Source organism: Pseudomonas sp. XWY-1 (assembly GCF_002953115.1).
Classification (GTDB): domain Bacteria; phylum Pseudomonadota; class Gammaproteobacteria; order Pseudomonadales; family Pseudomonadaceae; genus Aquipseudomonas; species Aquipseudomonas alloputida.
The window spans coordinates 983,451-1,008,393 of sequence record NZ_CP026332.1 but is presented as its reverse complement, the minus strand read 5'-3'; the positions used below and the strand labels follow the sequence as shown (position 1 = coordinate 1,008,393).

Sequence of the window (24,943 nt, the reverse complement as noted above, 5' to 3'; positions counted from 1 at the left end):
GGTGCGCGGCAGGCGCAGCTTAAGGCCTATGCCTGCACGGTGCCAGCCCTGGGGAAAATTCACCGCACTTGACGGTTTTTTCACTGATCCTTCACGGACACAGGATAGCGGGCGGTCGACAATGCCCGATCTTTTTCGCGCCCTGGAGCCGTCATGCAGCAACGCACCCGCCCTCGCCCGATCAACTACTGGCTGTACCTGGGAATTCCCCTGGCGACTGCGCTGGCCTTGATCCTGCTGGAGCTGACTTCAGTCGACATGGATGTCGCCAACCTGTTCTTCGACCCCGCTGCCGGGCAGTTCATTGGCCGCCACAGTTACCTGTTGGAAAACATCCTGCATGACCGGGTCAAGCAAGTGGTGATCCTGTTGGGGGTGATATCGCTGCTGACCTTTGCCGCGAGCTTTTTCTGGAAGCGCCTGTTTGGCTGGCGCCGTGAACTGGGCTGCCTGGCGCTGGCACTGGGCTTGTCCACGGCGTTTGTCACGCCGCTGAAAAAAGTCACCCAGGTGCAGTGCCCCTGGAGCCTGACCCAGTTTGGCGGCACCGAAACCTACAGCAAGCTGCTGGAACCACGGCCGCCTACCGACAAGCCTGGGCTGTGCTGGCCGGGCGGGCATGCAGCGACGGGTTTCTGCCTGTTCGCCTTGTTCTTCATGCTGCGTGATCGCAAGCCGCGCCTGGCGCGGGTGGCGTTTGTAGTGGCCTTGACAGCAGGGTCGATACTGTCGGTGGGCAGGATGATGCAGGGGGCGCACTTCCTGTCGCACAATGTGTGGACGGCAGTGTTCTGCTGGTTGATCGGATTGGGGTCGTATTACCTGGTTCTCTATCGGCGGGGGCTGGCCGAGGTGCCCGTCGCCGAGCGCAGCGCCGCATGAAAGAGGGGCCGCTTTGCGGCCCTTCGCACTTCAAATGCTACTCAGGCATGCTCGACGAACACATCAGCAAACACCTGTCCCCGCGGTACCCCTGCCATGAACATGCGTCGGGCAAACCGCTCGACACTCCCCGGTGCCCCACACAGCAGCGCCACCGTCTGTCGCGACAACAGCCGCATCCCGGCCAACGCTTCATCCACATGCTCCACCAGCACCAGCTCGACACTGACCCCTGGCAGCTTCAGCAGCTTCTCCGCCAGATAGTGCCCAGCCGGATCCCGCGCCACATGCACCACCCGGATTTCGCCCCGATGCCCCCGGCGCAACGCTTCGCGCAAGATACCCCAGAGCGGCGCCAGCCCGGTTCCCGCAGCCAGCAACCACAGCGGCCGCTCCTGCCAATCAGGGTCGTAATGAAGGGCTCCGCCTCTGAACTCCCCCAAACGCATCTCATCGCCGACCTGCAGACCACGCGCCTTGTCGCAAAAGGCACCAGGCCGCTGGCAATCGATATGAAACTCGAGAAAATCATCCTGGCCCGGCAGGCTGGCCAAGGAATAAGGCCGAGCAACCGCGCCTAGCCACAGCACCACGTGCTGCCCCGCCTGGTAACGCACCACCCGATCGGGGCGCAACCGCAGGCGCAACACATCGGCAAACCAGTCCAACGCACAGACCTGCGCCGGGACACCGCCCAGCAGGGGGTCGTATAGCGCCACACGCAGGTCCTCGACCACCCGGCACTGGCAGGCCAGGCGCCAGCCCTGGGCGTGTTTCTCCAACGCCAACGCCTCGGGCAAAGCGTCTGCCGGTTGCCCTTCCAGGCAGCGCACCAGGCAGGCGTGGCAACTGCCAGCGCGGCAACTGTAAGGCACATTCAGCCCCGCCTCGTTGAGGGCATCGAGCAGGTTGCTGCCAATGGGCACCAGCCAGCGGCGCTCGCCCACGCAAATTTCGGGCATGTTCGGTACATCTCCTGCTGTCCAAGGCTCACTGTAAGCCAAGCAGAGCACACCAGCAAAATAGATGCCTGCGCGCTGCCGACCATGGTCCAGACCGGCCGCAGGTGTGCCGGGCACGGATGCGCGCTATACTGCCGCGCCTTTTTCCGTCGGCCTGACCTGCCGGCGCCTTGCAAGGCGCTTCGACGTGCTGGTCGGCTATGTCGAGCGTCTTTTTGAATGTTCCCGTCTTTAAGAGGAGCGCGCTGCATGACCGTGATCAAGCAAGACGACCTGATTCAGAGCGTCGCCGACGCCCTGCAATTCATCTCGTACTACCACCCCGTCGATTTCATCCAGGCCATGCACGAGGCCTATCTGCGTGAGGAATCGCCTGCTGCACGCGATTCCATCGCCCAGATCCTGATCAACTCGCGCATGTGCGCCACCGGCCATCGTCCAATCTGCCAGGACACCGGTATCGTCACCGTGTTCATCCGCGTGGGCATGGACGTGCGCTGGGATGGCGCCACCATGAGCGTCGACGACATGATCAACGAAGGTGTGCGTCGCGCCTACAACCTGCCCGAAAACGTCCTGCGCGCTTCGATCCTGGCCGACCCGGCCGGTGCCCGCAAGAACACCAAGGACAACACCCCGGCAGTGATCCACTACTCCATCGTCCCCGGCGACAAGGTGGAAGTCGATGTCGCAGCCAAGGGCGGCGGCTCGGAAAACAAGTCGAAGATGGCCATGCTCAACCCGTCCGACTCGATCGTCGACTGGGTACTGAAGACCGTGCCGACCATGGGTGCTGGCTGGTGCCCGCCTGGCATGCTCGGCATCGGCATCGGCGGTACCGCCGAGAAGGCCGCGGTCATGGCCAAGGAAGTGTTGATGGAGTCCATCGACATTCACGAACTGAAAGCCCGTGGCCCACAGAACCGCCTGGAAGAAATCCGCCTGGAGCTGTTCGACAAGGTCAACCAGCTGGGCATCGGCGCCCAGGGCCTGGGTGGCCTGACCACCGTGCTCGACGTCAAGATCATGGACTACCCGACCCACGCCGCGTCCTTGCCGGTGTGCATGATCCCCAACTGCGCTGCTACCCGCCACGCCCACTTCGTGCTCGATGGCACCGGCCCGGCAGAACTGGAAGCGCCGTCGCTGGACGCCTACCCGGAAATCGTCTGGGAAGCCGGCCCGAGCGCCCGTCGCGTCAACCTCGACGACATCACCCCGGAAGAAGTGGCCAGCTGGAAGCCGGGTGAAACCATCCTGCTCAACGGCAAGATGCTGACCGGCCGCGATGCCGCGCACAAGCGCATGGTTGAAATGCTCAACCGTGGCGAAGAGTTGCCGGTAGACCTGAAAGGCCGCTTCATCTACTACGTCGGCCCGGTCGACCCGGTGGGTGACGAAGTGGTAGGCCCAGCCGGCCCGACCACTGCTACCCGTATGGACAAGTTCACTCGCCAGATCCTCGAGCAGACTGGCCTGCTGGGCATGATCGGCAAGTCCGAGCGTGGCCCGACCGCCATCGAGGCGATCAAGGACAACAAGGCCGTGTACCTGATGGCCGTTGGCGGCGCTGCCTACCTGGTCGCCCAGGCCATCCGCAAGTCGAAGGTACTGGCCTTCGCCGAGCTGGGCATGGAAGCGATCTACGAGTTCGAGGTCAAGGACATGCCGGTGACCGTCGCCGTGGACAGCAACGGTGAGTCGGTACACATCACTGGCCCTGCCCTGTGGCAGAGCAAGATTGCCGAAAGCCTGGCCGTCGAAGTGAAGTAACCTGATGTAACTGCGGCGGCTGCTTCGCGGGCAAGCCCGCTCCCACACGTACAGCGCAAGCCAGAAGGCTACGCATTTGACTGTGGGAGCGGGCTTGCCCGCGAAGAGGCCGCCACAGTCATCACAGGACTCTCTCGAACTGCTCCGGCCAGTCCCGCCAGGTAAACACCTGCCCTTCCCGCCTCACCCGCCGCACTTCCTCCAAATCTACCTCACACACCAGCCACTGGCTGCAGTCCGGGTTCAGCTGCTCGCTCAACGCCACCACCCCATCCCCCGGCATCCCGTGATCCGGCGGTACGAACAAGCCTGCCCGGCCGATATTCTCGTCCAATGCCGGCGACCAGGGCGCCACCCCCACCGTCGGGCTCTGCAACACGGCAATCTGGTTCTCCAGGGCGCGCGCCTGGGCGCCAATACGCACCCGGTGGTAACCGGCTTCGGTATCGGTACAACTTGGCGCCAGGATCAGGTCGGCACCACACTCGGCCAGGCGGCGGGCCAGCATCGGGAACTCGTTGTCGTAGCAGATCAGGATGCCCAAGCGCCCCAGTTCGGTTTCGAACACCTGCAGCCCCTGGCCTGCAGCGATGTCCCACTGCTCGCGCTCGAAGCGGGTCATCATCAGTTTGTCCTGATAACCCAGCACACCTTGGGGGCCGAACAGCCAGGCACGGTTGCGGTAGCGCCCATCGTTGTCCAGCACCGGCACACTGCCCGGTTGCAGGTAGATCCCCCAGCGTCGGGCAAGGCTCTCGCACAACGCTTTCCAAGGTTCGATCAGCGGCTGGATACCGGCAATCGAAGCCTTCAGGTCTTCCCGCTGCCCGGCATTCAGCTGGCCGCTCAGCACCAGCCCGGCGTACTCCGGCAGTAGCAGCAAGTGTGCCCCCGCCTCCACCGCTTCGGCGCACAGGCCTTGCAGGTGGTCGGCGTAGGCGTCCCAGGTTTCGTGCAGCTCGATGGCGTACTGGCAGGCTGCCAGGCGGATCATACCGGCAGTGCCTTGAGCCAGAACGACATCAGCTTGTCGGAGCTTTCCTGCTCGTCCAGATCGCGCCAGGCGTAGTTGGTACGCAGCGATGGGTCGTGCAGGAAGCCGCGGTTGCGCCAGAAGCCGTGCAGGGGTTTGTACTCGGCTGGCCGGCGCGGGTGCGCACCGGGGCGCTCGACCGCGCAGAACGCGCAGTAATCGAACTCGGCCAGTTTGTGTGCGTAGGACTCGCGCTCGATGAAGAAGCGAACCCCCAGGCCCTGTCCGCGGTATGCCGGCAACACCAGCGACTCACCGAAGTAGTACACACTGGCTGGGTCGCGCCCCTGGGCCAGGAATGGCTGCTGGAATTCGGGCGCGACATCCACCAGCGGCAGGCCGGTAGAGGCGCCGACCACCTTGCCGTCGTCCAGCGCCAGCACAACCAGGCTGCGCCCGGAGCGGGCATAGTTGGCCAGGTAGTCGGCCTCGTACTCCGGGGTGCCGTCGTAGAGGTAGGGGAACTCGCGGAACACAGTAAGGCGCAGGCGAGCGAGGTCATCGATGTAAGGCGCGATAGCGGCACCGTGCAACAGGCGTATTTCCATGTTTGGCGGTCGTTTTGTCGATGTGGATGACGCGCTCGGCTAAGCCGGGCTTGAGGGGAAACCCTATCATCCGAGTTAACGACCCGCCTTTTCCCTACACGACAGGAAATGTTCCATGACCGCAACCGAACTGGTAAATGCTTACTACGCCGCCTTCAACGCGGGTGACATGCAGGCGTTTCTGGCGCTGCTCAGCGAAGACGTGATCCACGACATCAACCAGGGTGAGCGCCAGATGGGCAAGGCCAGGTTCGCCGCGTTCATGGAAAAGATGAACCGCTGCTACCGCGAGCGCCTGGCCGACATCGTGGTGATGCAGAACGCCGATGGCAGCCGCGCGGCGGCGGAGTTCACCGTGCATGGCCAATACCTGGCCGATGACGAAGGGTTGCCGACAGCAAACGGCCAGACCTATGTGCTGCCGGCAGGGGCGTTCTTCTATATTCACTGTGGCAAGATTGCCCGGGTCACCAACTACTACAACCTCAATGACTGGGTGGAGCAGGTTGCCTGAAGCAACCCGCTGCCAACTCAATCAAGCCTGTCAGACAATACGCGTGCCCAGCACTTGCAGGAACGCCGCCAGCCAGGCCGGGTGCGCGGGCCATGCCGGTGCGGTCACCAGGTTGCCATCCACATGCGCCTGGTCCACCGCGATGTCGATGAACGTGCCACCCGCCAGGCGCACTTCTGGCGCACATGCCGGGTACGCGCTGCACTCACGCCCCTCCAGCACCCCTGCCGCCGCCAGCAGCTGGGCCCCATGGCAGACCGCCGCAATCGGCTTGCCGGCCTGGTCGAACGCCCGCACCAGGTCCAACACCTTTTCATTCAGGCGCAGGTACTCCGGCGCCCGGCCACCCGGGATCAGCAGCGCGTCATAACTCTCAGGCCGCACCCGCACGAAATCATAATTCAGGGCAAAATTGTGCCCAGGCTTTTCGCTGTAGGTCTGCTCACCCTCGAAGTCATGAATCGCGGTACGCACGGTCTGCCCCGCCAGCTTTTCCGGGCACACCGCATGCACCGTGTGGCCCACCATGCTCAAGGCCTGGAACGGCACCATCGCTTCGTAATCTTCGACGTAGTCGCCCACCAGCATGAGAATTTTCTTCGCCGTCATCTCGCCCACTCCTTCGGTTAACTGTGAATAGTCACTGCACGATAGCCGCTGTCAGTCACGGCGGTCGAGGAAGTTGACCACCAGCCGATCGAGCCAGCCCCAGATCCGTTGCTTCACCCTGCGCCACAAAGGGCGAGCATGCCAGTGGGCGAGGTCGACTTCTTCGCTCTGGGCGAAGTCGCGCTCGAAGCTGGCCACCACCGCCGCTGTCAACGGCGGGTCGAGCGCTTCGATGTTGGCTTCAAGGTTGAAGCGCAAGTTCCAGTGGTCGAAGTTGCACGAACCGACGCTGACCCAGTCGTCTACCACAGCCATCTTCAGGTGCAGGAAGCACGGCTGGTACTCGAAAATCCGTACGCCCGCGCGCAACAGACGCGGGTAGTAACGATGCCCGGCGTAGCGTACCGAGGGGTGATCGGTACGCGGGCCGGTCAACAACAGACGCACGTCCAGGCCCTTGCTGGCAGCCCGGCGCAACGACCGGCGCACGCTCCAGGTCGGCAAGAAGTACGGCGTGGCCAGCCACACCCGTTTCTGGCCGCTGTTCAGTGCCCGTACCAGCGCGTGCAGGATGTCCTGGTGCTGGCGGGCGTCGGCATAAGCGACCCGGCCCATGCCCTGCCCCTGCGCAGGCACCTTGGGCAGACGCGGCAGGCCAAAGCCTTCAGCAGGGCGCCAGGCGGTGCGGCGGTTGTTGGCTTGCCACTGACGGTCGAACAGCAACTGCCAGTCGCTCACCACCGGCCCCTGCATCTGCACCATCACTTCGTGCCATTCGCTGGTCGCCTCACCCGGCGTCCAGAACTCGTCGGTAACGCCCGTCCCCCCCACCACTGCCCAACGTTCGTCAACCAGTAGCAATTTGCGATGATCACGGTAGAGGTTACGCAGGCCACGCTTCCAGCGCAGGCGGTTATACCAGCGCAAGTACACGCCGGCGTCCAGCAGGCGCTGACGCAACGCGCTGTTGAAGGCCAATGAACCGTAGTCATCGAACAGGCACCGCACCCGCACGCCACGCCGGGCAGCCTGCTCCAGCGCGTCGACCACCGCCTCGGCACAGGCACCGGCCTCGACCAGGTACAGCTCCAGGTCAACCTGGAACTCGGCACGCATGATCGCCAGGAGCATGCGCGGAAAGAACGCAGGGCCGTCGATAAGCAGTTCGAACTGATTGCCATCCCGCCAGGGGAAGACTGGCCCCGCCATGTCAGCGCGCAGTGAAGATCAGCACCGCGCTAACCGGTACCGACGGGTTGATGGACTTCAACCTGGCGAACTTGCGCAGGCTTTCCAGCCCCGGCACCAAGCCAAAATCTTCGGCGCGCAGCACCAGAGGCTCAAGGGTCACCACCTGAAAGCGCCGCGCATCCAGGCGGGTGGCCAGCAACAGGACATTGTAGCTGTGCGACTGGCCATGCAGGGTGACCGTCAGCGGCAGGCGCAATTCGATCTGTGCACCGTCGGCCAGATCATTGATCGGCTGCAGGTCGATCTGCGTCTTCACTGTAGCCTCGGCGAAGCGCTCGACCTCGAACAGGTTGTCGCGCATTTGCTCGTCACGCAGCGGAATACCGCTGCTTACCGAGTCCATCTCGATCCTCAACCCGGCCACACCCTTGCGGTCGACCGTGCCGTGCAGCACCAGAAAACGATGCACTTCGGCGGTGTCGCCGTTCTTGCCGGTGATGAACGACAGCCGTGAAGATTCGCCATCCAGGTGCCAATTGGCATGAGCGGGCAGGCACAGAGCCAGCAATAAGGCAGGCAGCAGACGGGGCAACTTGAACATGACAGATCTCGTGAAACCAGGCCGCCAACCTTACCCGCCTGCATTCATGGCAGCAAGCGGCAGCCCTCACGCGCGCCTTGCCAAGCCGCCTGGCTGCGCCGCCCCAGGCCTTCAGCGGTGACTCGCTGCTGCTGGCTGTTTTCCTCCAGCAGGCTCAGTGGCAGCCACTGCTTCACGTACCCTTGGCAGTACACCTTGTCAAAGCCCATGACAAAGCGGCAGGAGCAGTATTCCTTGGCCGAGTAGGCCGAGAGTATGCCGGGGAAGTCCGCCAGCGCCTGGCGTTCCTGCCAGGCCCAGTACAGGAGCCCTGCCAGCGCCAGCAGCAATAACCGCTTCATGCCCCCTCCCCGGCCAGTACCGCCAGCACCCGCTTGAGCAATTCGTCGTGTCGATAGCTGCTGTCACGGTCATCGGCGTAGCGCACGATCACCAGCTTTTGCTCAGGCACCACATATAACGCCTGCCCCCAGTGGCCAAGGGCGGCGAAGGTGTCTGCGGGTGCACTGGGCCAAGGCCGTTCGGCGCCAGCCAGCGGCTGGTTGAGCCACCAGTGGCCGCCCGGGATGGCCTCGCCAGGCAGCGCCTGGGCCTGGGCAAACGGGGTGCGGTTGAAGGCTACCCAGGCTTTGGGCAGCAATTGTCGGCCCTGCCAGCGCCCGTCGCGCTGCATCAGCAGGCCAATACGGGCCAAATCGCGGGCACTGAGGTAGAGATAGGAAGAGCCTACGTAGGTGCCTGCCCGGTCACGCTCCCACACCGCACTGCCGATACCCAACGGGGTGAACAGTGCGTGCCAGGGGTAGTCGGGGTACTGCCCGGCATCGAGCATGCCACGCAGCGCGGCGGCCAGCAGGTTACTGTCGCCGCTGGAGTAGAGGAATCGCTGACCGGGGCTGGCGGCGGCACCCCGCGCCGCCGCGTAGGCGGCCATGTCTGCGCGGCCCCGGGTATACAGCATGGCCACCACCGAGGACTTCAGCGGCGCGTATTCGTAGTCTTCCTGCCACTCGAGGCCACTGGCCCAGTGCAGCAGGTCGGCCACGCGCACGCCTGGGTGGGCGCGCATGGGGGGATAGAAGCGGCTGACCGGGTCTTGCAGCTGGAAGCGGCCTTCGCCCTGGGCTACGCCCATTACCGTGGCCAGTATGCTCTTGCTTACCGACCAGGTCAGGTGCGCGGTGGCGGCGCGGGTGGGCGCGGTGTAGCGCTCGTGGAGGATACGCCCGTCGCGGATGATCAGCAGAGCGTCCGTGCGGATGCCGTTGCGCTCCGAGGGGGAGCGTGCAGGAAAGGCGTAGGCGTCGACGGCCTGCCAGTCGAGGGTGGCAGGGTCGTTCTGCCACTGCGGGTCAGGCCAGTCTTCAGCTTTGGCGCTACCTGCAACCAGCGCAAGGATGACCAACAGTACCTTCATCGAGCTCGCCTTGATTGGGGCTGCTGTGCAGCCCTTCGCGGGCAAGCCCGCGCTCACAGTTGCAGGAGCGGATTCCCCCGCGAACAGGCCAACATCATCGATAAGGAATCAGCGCCGAACCGGCCGCTTCTGCAACTTGCGCTGCAACGTCCGTCGGTGCATGCCCAGCGCCCGCGCGGTGGCCGAGATATTGCCTTCATGCTCGTTCAGCACGCGCTGGATGTGTTCCCACTGCAGGCGATCGACCGACATCGGGTTTTCCGGCACCAGGGTATCCAGGTCGGTGTGCTCCGACAGCAGTGCTGCCAACACGTCATCGGCGTCAGCCGGCTTGCACAGGTAGTTGCAGGCACCGCGCTTGACCGCCTCCACTGCGGTGGCAATGCTCGAGTAACCGGTCAGGATCACCACGCGCATTTCCGGGTCCAGTTCCAGCAGCTTGGGCAGCAGCACCAGGCCGGAGTCGCCATCCATCTTCAGGTCCAGCGTGGCGTAGTCCGGCAGGTCCTGCTGGGCCAGAATCAAGCCTTCTTCGGCAGAACTGGCAGTGCTCACACGGAAACCGCGACGGCTCATGGCCCGGGCCATGACCCGGGTGAAGGTGGCATCGTCATCCACCAGCAGCAGGTGCGGCAGCTCTTCGCTTTCGACCTGGTTTTCTTCGCTCATCATTCATCTCCTCGCTTGCCATAGGGCAGGCGCAGTTCGGTCAGGGTGCCACCCTGTTCATGACTATAGAGTTTCACCGAGCCGCCCGCACGGGTCACGCTGGCCTTGCTCAAGAACAGGCCCAGGCCGAAGCCTTTGCCCTTGGTGGTAATAAAAGGTTTGCCAATGGCTTCGGCAATGGCTGGCGGTACACCAGGACCATGGTCGTGGATACTGATGACGATGTCCTGGGCGTCCCAGTCCAGGCGAACCTCCAGATCATCAGGGCAGGCATCGGCGGCATTGTTCAACAGATTCAGTAACGCCTGGGTCAGGTCTGGCGGCGGCGCCAGCCGCGGCACCTTGCCGTCGCGCAGGCGCTGGAAGCGGTAGCTGGCTTCCGGGCGCATCAGGTGCCAGCGGTTGAGCGCCTCGTCCAGCCAGGCGGTCACATCCTGCTCCACGATGGCCAGGCGTCGATTGGCTTCGGCTGCGCGCACCAGCTGTTGCAAGGTCTCTTTGCACAGCTTTACCTGGTCCTGGAGGATTTGCAGGTCCTCCTGCAACAGCGGGTCGGTGTGGTCCTGGCGCATTTCGTTGATCAGCACGCTCATGGTCGCCAGCGGTGTACCCAGTTCATGGGCGGCACCGGCAGCCTGGGTAGCCACAGCCAGCAGTTGCTCGTCGCGCAGGCTTTCTTCACGCCGCTCTGAACGCAGCTGCTCCTGGCGGCGCAGCTCTTCGGCCATGCGCGCGGCAAAGAAAGTGATCACAGCCGCCGCCAGGGCAATGCTCAGCCACATGCCGTAGACCTGCATCTTGTCCCGCGCCATCGGCAGCCCTTCGAGCGGGTAGAACTGCACCAGCAGCAAACTGTAGGCCGTCAGCGCAATGCCCGACAGGATCAGCGAATACAGCCACGGCAAGGTCACCGCAGCGATCGCCAGCGGCACCAGGTAATACGACACGAACGGGTTGGTCGAGCCGCCGGAGTAATACAGCAAGGCACTGTGGATCAGCAGGTCACAGGCCAGCTGCAGGGCGTACTCCATTTCGGTGACGGGCAGCGACAGCCGCAGGCGCAGGGCCGTGAAGGCACACAGCAACGAAGACAAGGCCAAGGTGCCGGCCAGTGACAGCCAGGGCAATGGCAGCAGTTCGGTCCAGTAGGCAACGCCCACCGAGCCGGCCTGGGCAGCCAGGACCAGGACCCGAATGACGGTCAGGCGCCAGAGGTTCTGGCGGGTAGCGGACAACGGTTGTACGGCGGCGAGCATGAGCTCTCCTGATGAGTGCTCCAGAAAAATCGGCTGGAGTATACCGAAGCCGGGCGCCTCGCTGCAGCGATGCGGCAAAGCGCCACACTTTGTCACAGGTTCATGATGGCACTTTTGAACCCACTACACTGTTGCCGGTCCTATGGGCCATGCGTGGAATGGATGACCAGCCCCCACGCCTTCAAATGCCAAGGAGTACCACATGCAAATCCCACGTCGCGGCGCCGCCCTGATCATGTCTTGCGGCCTGCTCGCCAGCCTGCCGGCACTGGCTGCCGATGAACCGCGTTTCAACCAGGTATCGCTGCGTGCCGAAGTCAGCAAGGAAGTGGCGCGCGACCTGATGGTCGTGACCCTGTACAGCGAAGCGCAGAACAGCGACCCGGGCAAGCTCGCCAAGCAGATTACCGAAACCATGAACAAGGCCGTGCAGCAGTCGCGCCAGGTCAAGGACGTGAAGATCAGCCAAGGCAGCCGCAACAGCTACCCGGTGTATGACAGCAAGGGCCAGAAAATTACCGGCTGGCGCGAGCGCGCCGAACTGCGCCTTGAAAGCGCCAACTTCCCGGCCTTGTCCCAGCTTACCGCCGATTTGTTGCAAGAGCTGAAAATGGCTGGCATGGACTTCTCCATCGCCCCGGCCACGCGCAAGGCCAGCGAGGATGCTCTGCTCAAGGATGCGGTCGATGCCTTCAAGGCACGCGCGCAACTGGCGACCGAGGCGCTGGGTGGCAAGGGCTACAAAGTGGTGAGCCTGAATCTCAACAGCAGCGGCTACCCGCGCCCGTACTTGCGTAGCGCGCCGATGGCGATGAAGGCGATGGGGGCTGATGAAGCGGCACCGGCGCCAGATATCGAGGCAGGCACCAGTGAAGTGAGCATGAATGCCGATGGCCTGATCGAAGTGCAGATGCCATAAGGCGTCCACGCATCATCTGTGGGAGCCCGCGAGCAAGACACGGTGGTGGAGGCACGGGCTTCGCCCGTGTTCGCGGGTAAACCCGCTCCTACGGGTGACTGCGTCGTTGTCACGATTTTCAGACATTTCTTACGCACCAACAGGGTGCGTCCTACGCTTTCCCCTACCTAGAAACATCGCGCAAAACGCCATCATTTTGCCTACGCAAACGTTTAACTTCACCAAAAGTTATACCGATGCGACATCCATGTACGTTCGTGCCACTTTCCCGGCGTCAACTATCCTTGTACCTGTTGCAATGGGAACGCCCCCTGCATAAGTATCCGCAGGTCGGCTCACGAGGCCACCTCATCCAAAAAATGACAACAATGAGGCCACCATGCTCAAACACGCAGTCATTCCGTTCCTGCTGGGTGCAGGCTTGCTCAGCGGCGCACCGTCGGCCGTTGCCGCATCCAACCTGGTGTTCTGCTCCGAAGGCAGCCCGGCCGGCTTCGATCCGGGGCAGTACACCACCGGGACCGACTTCGATGCCTCGGCAGAGACCGTGTTCAACCGCCTGACCCAGTTCGAGCGCGGCGGCACTGCGGTCATCCCGGGCCTGGCGACCAAATGGGAAGTGTCCGACGACGGCAAGACCTACACCTTCCACCTGCGCGAAGGGGTCAAGTTCCACACCACCGACTACTTCAAGCCCAGTCGCCCGTTCAACGCCGACGACGTGCTGTTCACCTTCAACCGCATGCTCGACAAGGACAACCCGTTCCGTAAGGCGTACCCCACCGAGTTTCCATACTTCACCGACATGGGCATGGACAAGAACATTGCCAAGGTGGAGAAGCTTGACGAGCACACGGTGAAGTTCACCCTCAACGAGGTTGACGCCGCGTTCATCCAGAACCTGGCCATGAGCTTTGCCTCGATCCAGTCCGCCGAATACGCCGACCAGCTCCTAAAGAACGGCAAGGCCGCCGACATCAACCAGAAGCCGATCGGCACCGGCCCGTTCGTGTTCAGCAAATACCAGAAGGACGCGCAGATCCGCTTCAAGGGCAACAAGGACTACTGGCAGCCCGAGGACGTGAAGATCGACAACCTGATCTTTGCCATCACCACCGACGCCTCGGTGCGCATGCAGAAGCTCAAGAAGAACGAGTGCCAGGTCACCCTGTTCCCACGCCCGGCCGACATCGAGCCGCTAAAAGCCGACAAGAACCTGCAAATGCCGCAGCAGGCCGGCTTCAACCTCGGCTATATCGCCTACAACGTGATGGACAAGATCAAGGGCAGCAACGAGGCCAACCCCATGGCCCAGCTGAAAGTCCGACAGGCGCTGGACATGGCCGTGGACAAGAAAAAGATCATCGAGTCGGTGTACCAGGGCGCCGGCCAGCTGGCGGTCAACGCCATGCCGCCCACACAGTGGTCCTATGACGACAGCATCAAGGACGCCGCCTTCGACCCCGAGAAAGCCAAGCAACTGCTCAAGGAAGCCGGCATCAAGGAAGGCACCGAAATCACCCTGTGGGCCATGCCCGTGCAACGCCCGTACAACCCCAATGCCAAACTAATGGCCGAAATGCTCCAGTCCGACTGGGCCAAGATCGGTATCAAGGCGAAGATCGTCAGTTATGAATGGGGCGAGTACATCAAGCGCTCCAAAGGTGGCGAACAGGGTGCCATGCTGATTGGCTGGAGCGGTGACAATGGTGACCCGGACAACTGGCTGGGTACCCTCTACGGTTGCGATGCCGTCGATGGCAACAACTTCTCCAAGTGGTGCTACAAACCCTATGACGACCTGATCAAGCAGGCCAAGGCCACGTCCGACCAGGCCAAGCGCACCGAGCTGTACCAGAAGGCGCAGCACATCCTCAAGGAGCAGGTACCGATCACCCCGATCGCCCACTCCACTGTCTACCAGCCCATGAGCGCCAAGGTGAAGGACTTCAAGATCAGCCCGTTCGCGCTGAACGCCTTCTACGGCGTCAGCGTGGACAAATAGGCTGACCGAGGCACCCGCTGAATCGCGGGTGCCCTTCACCCCCACCACCTCTTCATGTCGTCCTGCGGCCATACGCTGCGGGGACGGCGAACTGTTGCCGCCATTCGTACCCGGAGGCGGCGCGAACAGATGAAAAAGGATTTGCCATGCGCCACGTTACCCGCCTTTCCGCGCTGCTGGCTCTGGGCCTGGTCAGCCAATCCCCGGTCCTGCTGGCCAACAACCTGGTGTTCTGCTCTGAAGGCAGCCCAGCCGGCTTCGACACCGCCCAGTACACCAGCGCCACCGACAACGACGCCGCCGAACCCATCTACAACCGCCTGGTCGAGTTCGAACGTGGCGGCACCACCGTGCACCCGGCCCTGGCGACGCACTGGGAGGTGTCCGACGACGGCCTGCGCTACACCTTCCACCTGCGCGAAGGGGTCAAGTTCCACAGCAACAAGGCCTTCAGCCCGAGCCGCACGTTCAACGCCGACGATGTGCTGTTCACCTTCAACCGCATGCTCGACAAGGGTCATCGGTTCCGTCAGGCCTACCCTACCGAGTTTCCCTATTTCAACGGCATGGGCCTGGACAAGAACATCGCCCGTGTCGAGAAGACCGACCCATTGACCGTGGTGTTCACCCTGAACACCGTCGATGCCGCGTTCATCCAGAACCTGGCCATGAGCTTCGCCTCCATCCTCTCCGCTGAATACGCCGAACAGCTGCTGGCCAGTGGACGCCCCAGTGACATCAATCAGCAGCCTATCGGTACCGGGCCGTTCGTGTTCCAGCGCTACCAGAAGGATTCGCAGATCCGCTACAAGGGCAACAAGGACTATTGGGCAGCGAACGAGGTGAAGATCGACAACCTGGTGTTCTCGATCAATACCGACCCGTCGGTGCGTATCCAGAAGCTGCGCCGCAATGAATGCCAGGTCACCCTGCACCCACGCCCGGCCGACCTGCCGGCGCTCAAGGCCGACAGCACGCTGCAGGTGCTCCAGCAACCAGGCTTCAACCTCGGCTACATCGCCTACAACACCCAGCACCCGCCATTCGACCGCCTGGAAGTGCGCCAGGCAATGGACATGGCGGTCAACAAGGAAGCCATCCTCCAGGCGGTGTACCAGGACGCCGGCCAACGGGCGGTCAACGCCATGCCACCGACCCAATGGTCCTATGACGACAGCATCAAGGACGCCCCGTACGCGCCGGAAAAGGCCAGACAGCTGCTCCAGCAGGCGGGTGTCAAACCTGGCACCGAGATCACCCTGTGGGCCATGCCGGTGCAACGCCCGTACAACCCCAATGCCAAGCTGATGGCCGAAATGCTCCAGGCCGACTGGAGCAAGCTCGGATTCAAGGTACGCATCGTCAGCTACGAATGGGGCGAATACCTCAAGCGCATGAAAAACGGTGAGCACGACATCGCCCTGATCGGCTGGACCGGTGACAACGGCGACCCGGACAACTGGCTGGGCACCCTCTACAGCTGCGATGCCATCGGCAGCAACAACTACTCGCAGTGGTGCGATCCGCAGTACGACAGCCTGGTCAAGCAGGCCAAGCAAGTGACCGACCGTACGCAACGCACCGCCCTGTACCAGCAGGCCCAGCAGCGGCTCAAGCAGCAGGTACCGATCACGCCGGTGGCGCATTCCACCGTGAGCCAGCCGCTTAGCGTCAAGGTTTCCCAGTTCAAGGTCAGCCCGTTTGGGCGCAATGATTTTTCCGGTGTGAGTGTTGATTAAGCGTTAGCCAGTACCGGCCTCTTCGCGGGCAAGCCCGCTCCCACAGGATCTCGACAGGTTCGGACACTGCGCCCTACCTGTGGGAGCGGGCTTGCCCGCGAAGAAGCCAGAACGGCCAACACAACGCCCCGATTCTGCCCGGCGATCCCGCGGCACCCCTGGCAACACCGCAGCAATCACCCGGCCCACAAGGCCGGCCATAACTAGAAAAGAAAGGGAGCTTTAACCTTGAAAGTATTCACCTTGACCGCACTGGCGTTATCCATCGGTGCCTTTTCCACGGTGGCCCAGGCAGATCCGCAGAGCCAGGACTACATTCCGCTCACCCTCAAAAGCAGCAGCGAGCAAGCGCAAGCCAGCGGCTTCATCGACGGCCAAAGCCTGTCCGGCAGCACCCGCAACTGGTATGCCCGTGAACGTGCCGCACGCGCCCCGCTGTGGAAGTACTACAAGAACGACGGCACCCGCCACGACACCCACAGCCGTGAAAACTGGGTCCAGGGCACCATCCTCAATTACAGCTCCGGCTTCACCCAGGGTACCGTGGGCTTCGCCGTCGAGGCTGCCGGCTACAACGCCATCGCCCTGCAGCAGAGCCGCGAAGCCATCGCCGGCCCCAACAACCGCACCCTCACCCACAGCGATGGCGACCCCGTCGGCCAGTGGAGCAAACTGGGCCTGGGCAATATCAAGGCGCGCGTGTCCAACACCACCCTTACCCTTGGCCGCCAGTCGGTGGATACGCCGATGATCGCCTACATCGGCAACCGCGCCCTGCCCTCGAGCTTCCAGGGCGCGTTCCTGCACAGCGCTGAATTCGACAACCTCAGCCTCGACCTGGGCACCTTCGACCGCGTCTCGCCACGTACCGAACAGAGCCTCAGCAAGTTCCGCAGCGAGTACAGCGCCACCGGCGTGGAAACCGACCGCGCCAGCACCGCCGGCATCAACTACCAGCCGTTCAAGAGCCTGAGTACCAGCCTGTACGCCACCAAGGTCGACGACTTCTGGAACCAGTACTACTTCGGCGCCAACCATGTGCTCGGCGACAGCGCAGTGCTCAGCCTGAGCACCGGCCTGAACTACTACAAGACCGTCGACGCCGGCAGCCAGAAAATGGGCAAGATCGACAACGACACCTACAGCCTGTCACTGGGCCTGACCCATCAGGCCCACACCCTCAGCGCCTCCTGGCAGCAGGTCAACGGCAATGAGTACTTCGACTACCTGCACGAAACCAACGGCATCTTCCTGGCCAACTCGCTGCTGTCGGACTTCAACGGCCCCAACGAGAAATCACTGCAGATTTCCTATGTGCTGAACATGGCGCCCTATGGCGTGCCTGGCCTGAAGTTCAACCTGTACAACGCCCGCGGCTGGGGTATCGACGGCACCCACTACCGCGGCACTGCCTACGACGTGAATGGCCTGGATGGCGAAACCCACTATGAGTGGGGTATCGGCACCAGCTACGCGTTGCAGAGCGGGCCGCTGAAAGACACCAGCATCCGCGCCACCTACACCACCCATCGCGCCAGCAAGGCCCAGGGCGATGGCAGCCTGGATGAGTTCCGCGTGGTCACCACCATTCCGTTCAACATTCTCTGAGCGCGGGCGCCACGGCCTGTTTCGCTGCGGGCCGTGGCAGCTACGCTGGAATCAATGCACGCAGGGAGACTTCAACCTATGCAGATAGCTTTCAGGAAAACGCCAGTGCTGCGCCTTACCCTGGCAGCGCTGATACTGGGCAGCGCCACGCATCTGGCCGCCAAGCCGCTGGTGGTGTGTACCGAAGCCAGCCCGGAAGGGTTCGACGTGGTTCAGTACACCACTGGGGTCACTTTCGATGCCGCGTCCGAAACGCTGTTCAACCGCCTGGTCGACTTCAAGCCCGGCACCACCGATATCCAGCCGGCCCTGGCCGAGCGTTGGGACATTTCAGCCGACGGCCTGACCTACACGTTTCACCTGCGCCAGGGGGTGAAGTTCCACAGCACCGAGTACTTCACCCCTACCCGTGAATTCAACGCCGACGATGTGCTGTGGAGCCTGCGCCGCCAGCTCGACCCCGCCCATCCATGGCACGACAAGACCAGCGTCGGCTACCCGTACTTCGAAAGCATGGCCTTCAAGCAACTGCTCAAGTCGGTGGACAAAACCGACGACCACACGGTGGTGATCACCCTCACCCGCCCGGAAGCGCCGTTCCTGCGGGACATGGCGATGGGGTTCACCTCGATCTACTCCGCCGAATACGGCGACCAGTTGCTCAAGGCCGGCAAGACCGCAGCGCTGAACAGCAAGCCGATCGGCACCGGCCCGTTCATCTTCCAGCGCTACAACAAGGATGCGCAGGTCCGCTTCAAACCTAACCCGGATTACTTTCGCGGCAAGCCGCCTGCCGACGCCCTGATATTCGCCATCGCTACCGATAGCAACGTGCGCCTGCAGAAACTGCGCGCCAACGAGTGCCAGGTGGCGTTGTACCCCAAACCCGAGGACGTGCCGTCGATAAAGGCCGACGCCAGGCTCAAGGTCGCAGAGACCGAAGCGTTGGTCACCGGCTACATCGCCATGAATACCCAGCACAAATACCTCAACGACGTGCGCGTGCGTAAAGCCATCAACATGGCCTTCGACCGCCAGACCCATGTCGACCAACTGTTTGGCAAAGGCAACGCACTGGTGGGTGTAAACCCCTACCCACCCACCATGATCGGCTACAACACCCACAACCAGAACCCACCGCGCGACCTCGATAAAGCCCGCGCCCTGCTCAGGCAGGCCGGTGTACCCGAGGGCACGGTAATCACCCTGTTCACCCGCAACGGCGGCGGCATGACCAACCCTAACCCGCGCCTGTCCGCCGAAATGCTGCAAGCCGACCTCAAGCAGATCGGCCTGAAGCTGGATATTCGCGTGATGGAATGGGCCGAGATGCTGCGCCGCGCCAAGCAGGGCGAAGCCGACCTGGTGTCCACCGGCTGGGCAGGCGACAACGGCGACCCGGACAATTTCCTTGGCCCGCTGCTCAGTTGCGAGGCCGCCAAAAACGGTGAGAACTACGCGCGCTGGTGCAACTCGAAATTCCAGGAGCTGATCACCCGTGCCCGCGAGGTGATCGACAACGACGAGCGCGCAAGGCTCTATAGCGAGGCATTGAAGGTGTACGATGACGACCAACCCTGGATCAGCATGGCCCACCCCAAGGTGTTCACGGCCATGCGTGACAACGTGGAGGGCTACGTGATCAGCCCTCTGACCAACAATAACTTCGCCACGACCAAGGTGAAGTAGAACAACAACGACCGCCGGCCACCCACACGGGGACCGGCGGCTCTGCCGTACCGGGCTGATCGCCCCACGGCCTGATGAGGTAACCCCGACAATGTTGAGTTTTATTGCCCGGCGCCTTGGCCTGCTGATACCGACCTTTTTCGGCATCACCTTGCTGACCTTCGCGCTCATACGCCTGATCCCCGGCGACCCGGTGGAAGTGATGATGGGCGAGCGCAGGGTCGACCCCGAAATGCATGCCCAGGCCATGGAACGCCTGGGCCTGAACAAGCCACTGCCGGTCCAGTACCTGGACTACGTCGGCAAACTTGCCCAGGGTGACCTTGGCGAATCGCTGCGCACCCGCGAAAGCGTGTGGCGCGAGTTCCTCACCCTGTTCCCGGCCACCCTGGAACTGGCCTTCGCCGCCCTGCTGTTCGCCGGCGTCGTCGGCCTGCTGGCCGGTGTAATCGCCGCACTCAAGCGCGGTTCGCTGTTCGACCACGGGGTCATGGGCATATCACTGGCCGGCTACTCGATGCCGATTTTCTGGTGGGGCCTGATCCTGATCATGTTCTTCTCCGTGAGCCTGGGCTGGACCCCGGTGTCCGGGCGCATCGACCTGCTCTACGACATCGAGCCGAAGACCGGCTTCATGCTTATCGACACCCTGCTTAGCGATGAAGAAGGCGCGTTCAAGGACGCTGTGATGCACCTGATCCTGCCGGCCATCGTGCTCGGCACCATCCCGCTGGCGGTGATCGCCCGCATGACCCGCTCGTCGATGCTTGAAGTACTGCGCGAAGACTACATCCGCACCGCCCGCGCCAAAGGCCTGTCGCCGGCCCGTGTGGTGTTCGTCCATGGCCTGCGCAATGCGCTGATCCCGGTGCTGACCGTGTTCGGCCTGCAGGTCGGCACGCTGCTGGCCGGTGCGGTGCTGACCGAAACCATCTTTTCCTGGCCGGGCATCGGCAAATGGCTGATCGAAGCCATCGGTGCCCGTGACTACCCCGTAGTCCAGAACGGCATCCTGTTGATCGCCTGCCTGGTGATTCTGGTCAACTTCGTCGTGGACATCCTCTACGGCCTGGCCAACCCACGCATCCGTCATCAGCGCTGAGGCCCTTGCCATGACTAGCCCGATTCCAAAATCCGTGTCACCGGCCAGCCCGGTGGACCAGAGCCTGCTCTACCCCTCCCCGTACAAAGAATTCTGGCAAGCCTTCGCGCGCAACAAGGGTGCGGTGATGGGCCTGGCCTTCATGTGCCTGGTGGTGTTCTGCGCGCTGTTCGCGCCTTGGGTCGCCCCGCATGACCCGAGCGAGCAGTACCGCGACTTCTTGCTGACCCCGCCGGTGTGGCTGGAAGGCGGCACCTGGCAGTTCATCCTGGGCACCGACGAACTGGGCCGTGATCTGCTTTCGCGGCTGATTCAGGGTGCACGGCTATCGCTGCTGATCGGCCTGTCGTCAGTGGTGATGTCACTGATCCCAGGCATTCTCCTTGGCCTGCTGGCCGGCTTTTTCCCGCAGTTGCTCGGCCCGTCGATCATGCGCCTGATGGACGTGATGCTGGCCTTGCCGTCGCTGTTGCTGGCCGTGGCCATCGTCGCCATCCTCGGCCCTGGCCTGATCAACACCGTGATTGCCATCGCCATCGTTTCCCTGCCGTCCTACGTGCGCCTGACCCGCGCCGCGGTGATGGGCGAACTGAACCGCGACTACGTCACCGCTGCCCGCCTGGCCGGCGCCGGCTTGCCCCGACTGATGTTCGTCACCGTGCTGCCCAACTGCATGGCACCGCTGATCGTGCAGGCCACGCTCAGCTTCTCCTCGGCCATCCTCGACGCCGCTGCGCTGGGTTTCCTCGGCCTCGGCGTGCAGCCGCCTACCCCCGAGTGGGGCACCATGCTGGCTTCGGCCCGGGATTACATCGAGCGCGCCTGGTGGGTGGTAAGCCTGCCCGGCCTGACCATCCTGCTCAGTGTGCTGGCAATCAACCTGATGGGCGACGGCCTGCGCGATGCGCTGGACCCGAAACTCAAGAACGCCGCCTGAGGAAAACGCCATGCCACTTTTGCAGATCAACAACCTCAACGTGCGCTTCGGCGACGCCAATGCGGTACCCGTGGTGGACGGCCTTGACCTGGTGGTAGACGCCGGCGAAATCCTGGCCATTGTCGGCGAGTCCGGCTCGGGTAAATCGGTCACCATGATGGCCCTGATGGGCCTGATCGATGCCCCCGGGCGCATCACCGCCGACGCCCTCACCTTCGACGGCACCGACATGCTCAAGCTCAGCGGCCGTCAGCGGCGCAAGGTGGTGGGCAAGGACATCGCCATGGTCTTCCAGGACCCGATGACCGCGCTCAACCCCAGCTACACCGTGGGCTTCCAGATAGAGGAAGTGCTGCGCCAGCACTTGGGCCTCAAGGGCAAGGCTGCCCGCCAGCGTGCTCTGGAGCTCTTGAAAAAGGTCGAGATTCCGGCCGCCGAAAGCCGCCTGGACGCTTACCCGCACCAGCTGTCAGGCGGCATGAGCCAACGTGTGGCGATCGCCATGGCCATTGCCGGCGAGCCCAAGCTGCTGATCGCAGACGAACCGACCACCGCCCTCGACGTGACCATCCAGGCACAGATCATGGAACTGCTGGTCAACCTGCAGAAGGAGCGCAACATGGCGCTCATCCTGATCACCCACGACCTCGCCGTGGTCGCCGAAACCGCCAGGCGGGTGTGCGTGATGTACGCCGGCCAGGCCGTGGAAGTGGGCCAGGTGCCAGAACTGTTCGATGTGCCCGCCCACCCTTACAGCGAAGCCCTGCTCGCCGCGATCCCCGAGCACAGCATTGGCGCCGAACGCCTGGCCACCCTGCCTGGCATCGTCCCCGGCCGCTACGACCGCCCGGTCGGTTGCCTGCTGTCACCACGCTGCCCCTATGTACAGGACAATTGCCGGCGCCAGCGCCCGCCCCTCGACCCTCAGGCCCACAGCCTGGTGCGTTGCTTCTACCCGCTGAACCAGGAGGTGGCGTGATGGCCGTCGTTCTATCTGCCCGGGAGCTGACCCGGCACTACGAAGTCTCCCGCGGGCTGTTCAAGGGCCATGCGCTGGTGCGCGCGCTCAATGGCGTGTCGTTCGAACTGGAGGCCGGCAAGACCCTGGCCGTGGTCGGCGAGTCGGGCTGCGGCAAGTCGACCCTGGCCCGCGCCCTGACCCTGATCGAAGAGCCGTCGTCCGGCTCGCTGCAGATTGCCGGCACTGAGGTGAAGGGCGCCAGCAAGGCAGAGCGCAAACAACTGCGCCGCGATGTGCAGATGGTGTTCCAGAGCCCCTACGCCTCGCTCAACCCACGGCAGAAGATCGGTGACCAACTGGCCGAACCGCTGCTGATCAACACCTCGCTGAGCAAGGCCGAGCGCCGCGACAAAGTGCAGAAGATGATGGAACAGGTCGGCCTGCGCCCCGAGCACTACCAGCGCTACCCACACATGTTCTCCGGCGGCCAGCGCCAGCGTATCGCCCTGGCCCGGGCGATGATGCTGCAGCCCAAGGTGCTGGTGGCCGACGAACCGACCTCTGCGCTGGACGTGTCGATTCAGGCGCAGGTGCTGAACTTGTTCATGGATCTGCAGAAGGAGTTCAACACCGCCTACGTGTTCATTTCGCACAACCTGGCGGTGGTACGGCATGTGGCGGATCAGGTACTGGTGATGTACCTGGGGCGGCCGGCGGAGATGGGGCCGAAGGAGGACATCTACAACAAGCCGCTGCATCCCTATACCCAGGCGCTGCTATCGGCGACACCGGCGATTCATCCAGACCCGTTGAAGCCGAAGATTCGTATCGTCGGGGAGCTGCCCAACCCGCTGAACCCGCCGGATGGGTGCGCGTTTCACAAACGCTGCCCGTATGCGACCGAGCGGTGTGCCAAGGAGGTGCCGGCGCTGAGGCAGGTGAGTACGCGGCAGGTTGCGTGCCACTATGCGGAGCAGTTTCTTTAACTGTTAGAAAACTGGGCAGCCCTCAATGCGAAAAACAGCAGTTTGCTGCGCTGCCCAGCTGAAGTACCAAGGCTTTTTGATTGTGGAGCTGAATCCATTTGTGGACGAGGTTGCCATTGAGGCTGTAGCCCAAGGCGATGTTTGCGATGGAGGCGCCGGGCTCGTCGCACTCTGGGCTTTGAAAGGTTTATTGTAGGTACGGCGCTGAGGCCTGGAAAATCCGCTTGCTGGGTCAGAAATGGTGTCTACTTTTAGGTGGACACCATGGCCTTCGCCGGTTCCATCAGGAAGATGTGTTGGCCGGACGGATACCGGGATTCGACCATCAGGGAAGTGTCAGACTTTTGTGTACGGGACAAGGTATTTTCAATGCTTTGATACCTGCTTGCTGACTGCAGACGCCGTCAAGCCTAATCGGGCAGATGCGTATACAATACTTCCAGTTTCAACCACTACCGCAAATGCTGCCATGCAAGGCAACATATCAACATGACTTTCGCAAGATAGATTTGATAGTCCATTACTATGAGCACTCATATCTACAGGCCCACAGCGAAGAAATACGCCATTGGCACACCCCCAAAATCTACAATTTATATACCGAAGAAAATGTCACCCATACAGGTGCAGAAGCAAAGCCCCTGACAACACTAGGCTAACACCACCGATCTGGATGACTGACAGCCGCTCGCGAAAAAAGAAGTACCCCAGGATCGCGGCGATACCACCCGACAACGTGCTGATGACGGTGACAACGGACACCGAGCCATTTAGAGCCCCCCAAGAAAACGCAGAAAACCCTCCCAAGTTGAAAAGACTGGCCCCGCACAGTGAGCCATAGGTCTTCAGCATTATCGTCGTATGATCCCGCAGAAACTTGATGGCTTCAGGGATAAGGAACATGACCCCCACCGCATACCCTAGCGCCAGCATGTTCACCGGTCCCAGCGCCGGCAAGGTGAATTTCCCCTGAATCCAGAAGCTGATGCCGTAAAGCATGGCCGCCAACAAAGCAAACCACACAGACATTACGCTGGTGACCTTACGATCGAAACCACCATTATCGCTGCGGCAGGCCAACAGCACGCCGAAAAAGCAGACAAGGATACCGACCACCTGCCAAGCGGAAAGGGCATCACCACCCAGCCATGCCAACAGCGTTGTAAAAACACCATACGAAGTGACCAGGGGCGCTACTATGGCTGTCTTGCCAATAGCGAAAGCTTTTGAAAGCGCCAGCGCTCCTACTACGGTGCATAGAGAGGCGACAATTCCTAACCCTATCGTGAGCCAGGGCGCAGAAGTAAATTTCTGCCACTGATCGGCTGAAATGGCAATAATGATTGCCATCAAGAAAAGCCCTAGCAACTGACCGAAAAATACCGCCCGTTTTACTCCAACCGCTCTTGCGTTCACGCCGACCAAGAAGTCGGTGCACCCCCAGAACACCGCAGCCAGCAACCCCATGAATACGTCCATAGCAATGGTCCTTAATTATGAATTATTCCTGAACCTCCTCAGACAGTAATCGGGAAAACAGCA

Annotated in this window: 24 protein-coding genes; 12 read left to right on the top strand and 12 right to left on the bottom strand. The window is 62.4% G+C overall.

What is annotated here, in order from left to right:
• Nucleotides 1–153: 153 nt before the first annotated feature.
• Nucleotides 154–882, top strand: a complete 729-nt coding sequence (locus PRJ_RS04775) for a phosphatase PAP2 family protein (protein ID WP_104960839.1) — start codon at nucleotides 154–156, stop codon at nucleotides 880–882.
• Between the two features lie 41 nt (nucleotides 883–923).
• Here the strand turns inward: PRJ_RS04775 and PRJ_RS04770 are convergent, their stop codons facing one another.
• Nucleotides 924–1,844, bottom strand: a complete 921-nt coding sequence (locus PRJ_RS04770) for an iron-sulfur-binding ferredoxin reductase (RefSeq protein ID WP_104960838.1) — start codon at nucleotides 1,842–1,844, stop codon at nucleotides 924–926.
• 249 nt (nucleotides 1,845–2,093) lie between these two features.
• On the opposite strand from PRJ_RS04770, the gene PRJ_RS04765 reads away from it, so the two are divergent.
• Nucleotides 2,094–3,617 (top strand): fumarate hydratase, encoded by a 1,524-nt coding sequence (locus PRJ_RS04765; protein WP_003255232.1) that lies wholly within the window; start codon nucleotides 2,094–2,096, stop codon nucleotides 3,615–3,617.
• A 121-nt stretch (nucleotides 3,618–3,738) separates the two neighbouring features.
• On the opposite strand, the gene PRJ_RS04760 is transcribed toward PRJ_RS04765, so the two are convergent.
• Both PRJ_RS04760 and PRJ_RS04755 read right to left on the bottom strand, forming a co-directional pair.
• Nucleotides 3,739–4,611: a carbon-nitrogen hydrolase family protein gene (locus PRJ_RS04760; protein ID WP_104960837.1), complete on the bottom strand. Its 873-nt coding sequence runs from the start codon at nucleotides 4,609–4,611 to the stop codon at nucleotides 3,739–3,741.
• Nucleotides 4,608–5,198 (bottom strand): GNAT family N-acetyltransferase, encoded by a 591-nt coding sequence (locus tag PRJ_RS04755; protein WP_104960836.1) that lies wholly within the window; start codon nucleotides 5,196–5,198, stop codon nucleotides 4,608–4,610. The genes PRJ_RS04760 and PRJ_RS04755 overlap by 4 nt, the downstream gene beginning before the upstream one ends.
• 115 nt (nucleotides 5,199–5,313) lie before the next feature.
• On the opposite strand from PRJ_RS04755, the gene PRJ_RS04750 reads away from it, so the two are divergent.
• Nucleotides 5,314–5,712 (top strand): nuclear transport factor 2 family protein, encoded by a 399-nt coding sequence (locus PRJ_RS04750; RefSeq protein WP_064492390.1) that lies wholly within the window; start codon nucleotides 5,314–5,316, stop codon nucleotides 5,710–5,712.
• A gap of 30 nt (nucleotides 5,713–5,742) precedes the next feature.
• On the opposite strand, the gene PRJ_RS04745 is transcribed toward PRJ_RS04750, so the two are convergent.
• From PRJ_RS04745 to PRJ_RS04715, 7 genes are all read right to left on the bottom strand, one after another.
• Complete coding sequence (locus tag PRJ_RS04745; RefSeq protein WP_003255238.1) at nucleotides 5,743–6,321, bottom strand: DJ-1/PfpI family protein; 579 nt, start codon at nucleotides 6,319–6,321, stop codon at nucleotides 5,743–5,745.
• A gap of 51 nt (nucleotides 6,322–6,372) precedes the next feature.
• The gene (locus tag PRJ_RS04740) at nucleotides 6,373–7,530 is read right to left on the bottom strand and encodes a phosphatidylserine/phosphatidylglycerophosphate/cardiolipin synthase family protein (protein ID WP_104886652.1); all 1,158 of its coding nucleotides are present in this window, start codon (nucleotides 7,528–7,530) and stop codon (nucleotides 6,373–6,375) included.
• Between the two features lies 1 nt (nucleotide 7,531).
• A complete protein-coding gene (locus tag PRJ_RS04735) occupies nucleotides 7,532–8,113 on the bottom strand; it encodes a YceI family protein (protein WP_104960835.1) in 582 nt (193 codons plus the stop codon).
• Between the two features lie 44 nt (nucleotides 8,114–8,157).
• Entirely contained in the window at nucleotides 8,158–8,454 is a 297-nt protein-coding gene (locus PRJ_RS04730) for a hypothetical protein (RefSeq protein ID WP_010952096.1), read from the bottom strand.
• Entirely contained in the window at nucleotides 8,451–9,530 is a 1,080-nt protein-coding gene (locus tag PRJ_RS04725) for a serine hydrolase (RefSeq protein WP_104960834.1), read from the bottom strand. The genes PRJ_RS04730 and PRJ_RS04725 overlap by 4 nt, the downstream gene beginning before the upstream one ends.
• Before the next feature lie 108 nt (nucleotides 9,531–9,638).
• The gene (locus PRJ_RS04720; protein ID WP_003255244.1) at nucleotides 9,639–10,199 is read right to left on the bottom strand and encodes a response regulator transcription factor; all 561 of its coding nucleotides are present in this window, start codon (nucleotides 10,197–10,199) and stop codon (nucleotides 9,639–9,641) included.
• On the bottom strand, nucleotides 10,199–11,455 hold the full coding sequence (locus PRJ_RS04715; protein ID WP_014589781.1) for an ATP-binding protein: 1,257 nt from the start codon (nucleotides 11,453–11,455) through the stop codon (nucleotides 10,199–10,201). The genes PRJ_RS04720 and PRJ_RS04715 overlap by 1 nt, the downstream gene beginning before the upstream one ends.
• Before the next feature lie 202 nt (nucleotides 11,456–11,657).
• Between PRJ_RS04715 and PRJ_RS04710 the strand changes: the two genes are divergently transcribed.
• The 9 genes from PRJ_RS04710 (at nucleotide 11,658) to PRJ_RS04665 (ending at nucleotide 23,401) form a co-directional block, all read left to right on the top strand.
• On the top strand, nucleotides 11,658–12,374 hold the full coding sequence (locus tag PRJ_RS04710; RefSeq protein WP_003255248.1) for an SIMPL domain-containing protein: 717 nt from the start codon (nucleotides 11,658–11,660) through the stop codon (nucleotides 12,372–12,374).
• A gap of 379 nt (nucleotides 12,375–12,753) precedes the next feature.
• Nucleotides 12,754–14,379, top strand: coding sequence for an ABC transporter substrate-binding protein (locus PRJ_RS04705; RefSeq protein WP_104960833.1), 1,626 nt, complete (start codon nucleotides 12,754–12,756; stop codon nucleotides 14,377–14,379).
• Between the two features lie 146 nt (nucleotides 14,380–14,525).
• A complete protein-coding gene (locus tag PRJ_RS04700; RefSeq protein WP_104960832.1) occupies nucleotides 14,526–16,118 on the top strand; it encodes an ABC transporter substrate-binding protein in 1,593 nt (530 codons plus the stop codon).
• 228 nt (nucleotides 16,119–16,346) lie between these two features.
• Nucleotides 16,347–17,726: an OprD family porin gene (locus PRJ_RS04690; RefSeq protein ID WP_104960830.1), complete on the top strand. Its 1,380-nt coding sequence runs from the start codon at nucleotides 16,347–16,349 to the stop codon at nucleotides 17,724–17,726.
• Nucleotides 17,727–17,804: 78 nt separating this feature from the next.
• Entirely contained in the window at nucleotides 17,805–19,415 is a 1,611-nt protein-coding gene (locus PRJ_RS04685) for an ABC transporter substrate-binding protein (RefSeq protein WP_033726404.1), read from the top strand.
• A 91-nt stretch (nucleotides 19,416–19,506) separates the two neighbouring features.
• Nucleotides 19,507–20,517, top strand: coding sequence for an ABC transporter permease subunit (locus tag PRJ_RS04680; protein WP_003255257.1), 1,011 nt, complete (start codon nucleotides 19,507–19,509; stop codon nucleotides 20,515–20,517).
• Nucleotides 20,518–20,527: 10 nt separating this feature from the next.
• A complete protein-coding gene (locus tag PRJ_RS04675; RefSeq protein WP_009685150.1) occupies nucleotides 20,528–21,454 on the top strand; it encodes an ABC transporter permease subunit in 927 nt (308 codons plus the stop codon).
• A 10-nt stretch (nucleotides 21,455–21,464) separates the two neighbouring features.
• Complete coding sequence (locus PRJ_RS04670; protein WP_020191897.1) at nucleotides 21,465–22,433, top strand: ABC transporter ATP-binding protein; 969 nt, start codon at nucleotides 21,465–21,467, stop codon at nucleotides 22,431–22,433.
• On the top strand, nucleotides 22,433–23,401 hold the full coding sequence (locus PRJ_RS04665) for a peptide ABC transporter ATP-binding protein (protein WP_003255261.1): 969 nt from the start codon (nucleotides 22,433–22,435) through the stop codon (nucleotides 23,399–23,401). Before PRJ_RS04670 ends, PRJ_RS04665 begins: the two co-directional genes overlap by 1 nt.
• 366 nt (nucleotides 23,402–23,767) lie before the next feature.
• Here the strand turns inward: PRJ_RS04665 and PRJ_RS30620 are convergent, their stop codons facing one another.
• Nucleotides 23,768–23,872 carry a LysR family transcriptional regulator gene (locus PRJ_RS30620; protein ID WP_121162286.1) on the bottom strand — a complete coding sequence of 35 codons (105 nt, stop codon included), beginning with the start codon at nucleotides 23,870–23,872 and terminating at the stop codon, nucleotides 23,768–23,770.
• Nucleotides 23,873–24,013: 141 nt separating this feature from the next.
• Nucleotides 24,014–24,880 (bottom strand): DMT family transporter, encoded by an 867-nt coding sequence (locus tag PRJ_RS04660; RefSeq protein ID WP_064492383.1) that lies wholly within the window; start codon nucleotides 24,878–24,880, stop codon nucleotides 24,014–24,016.
• Nucleotides 24,881–24,943: the final 63 nt, after the last annotated feature.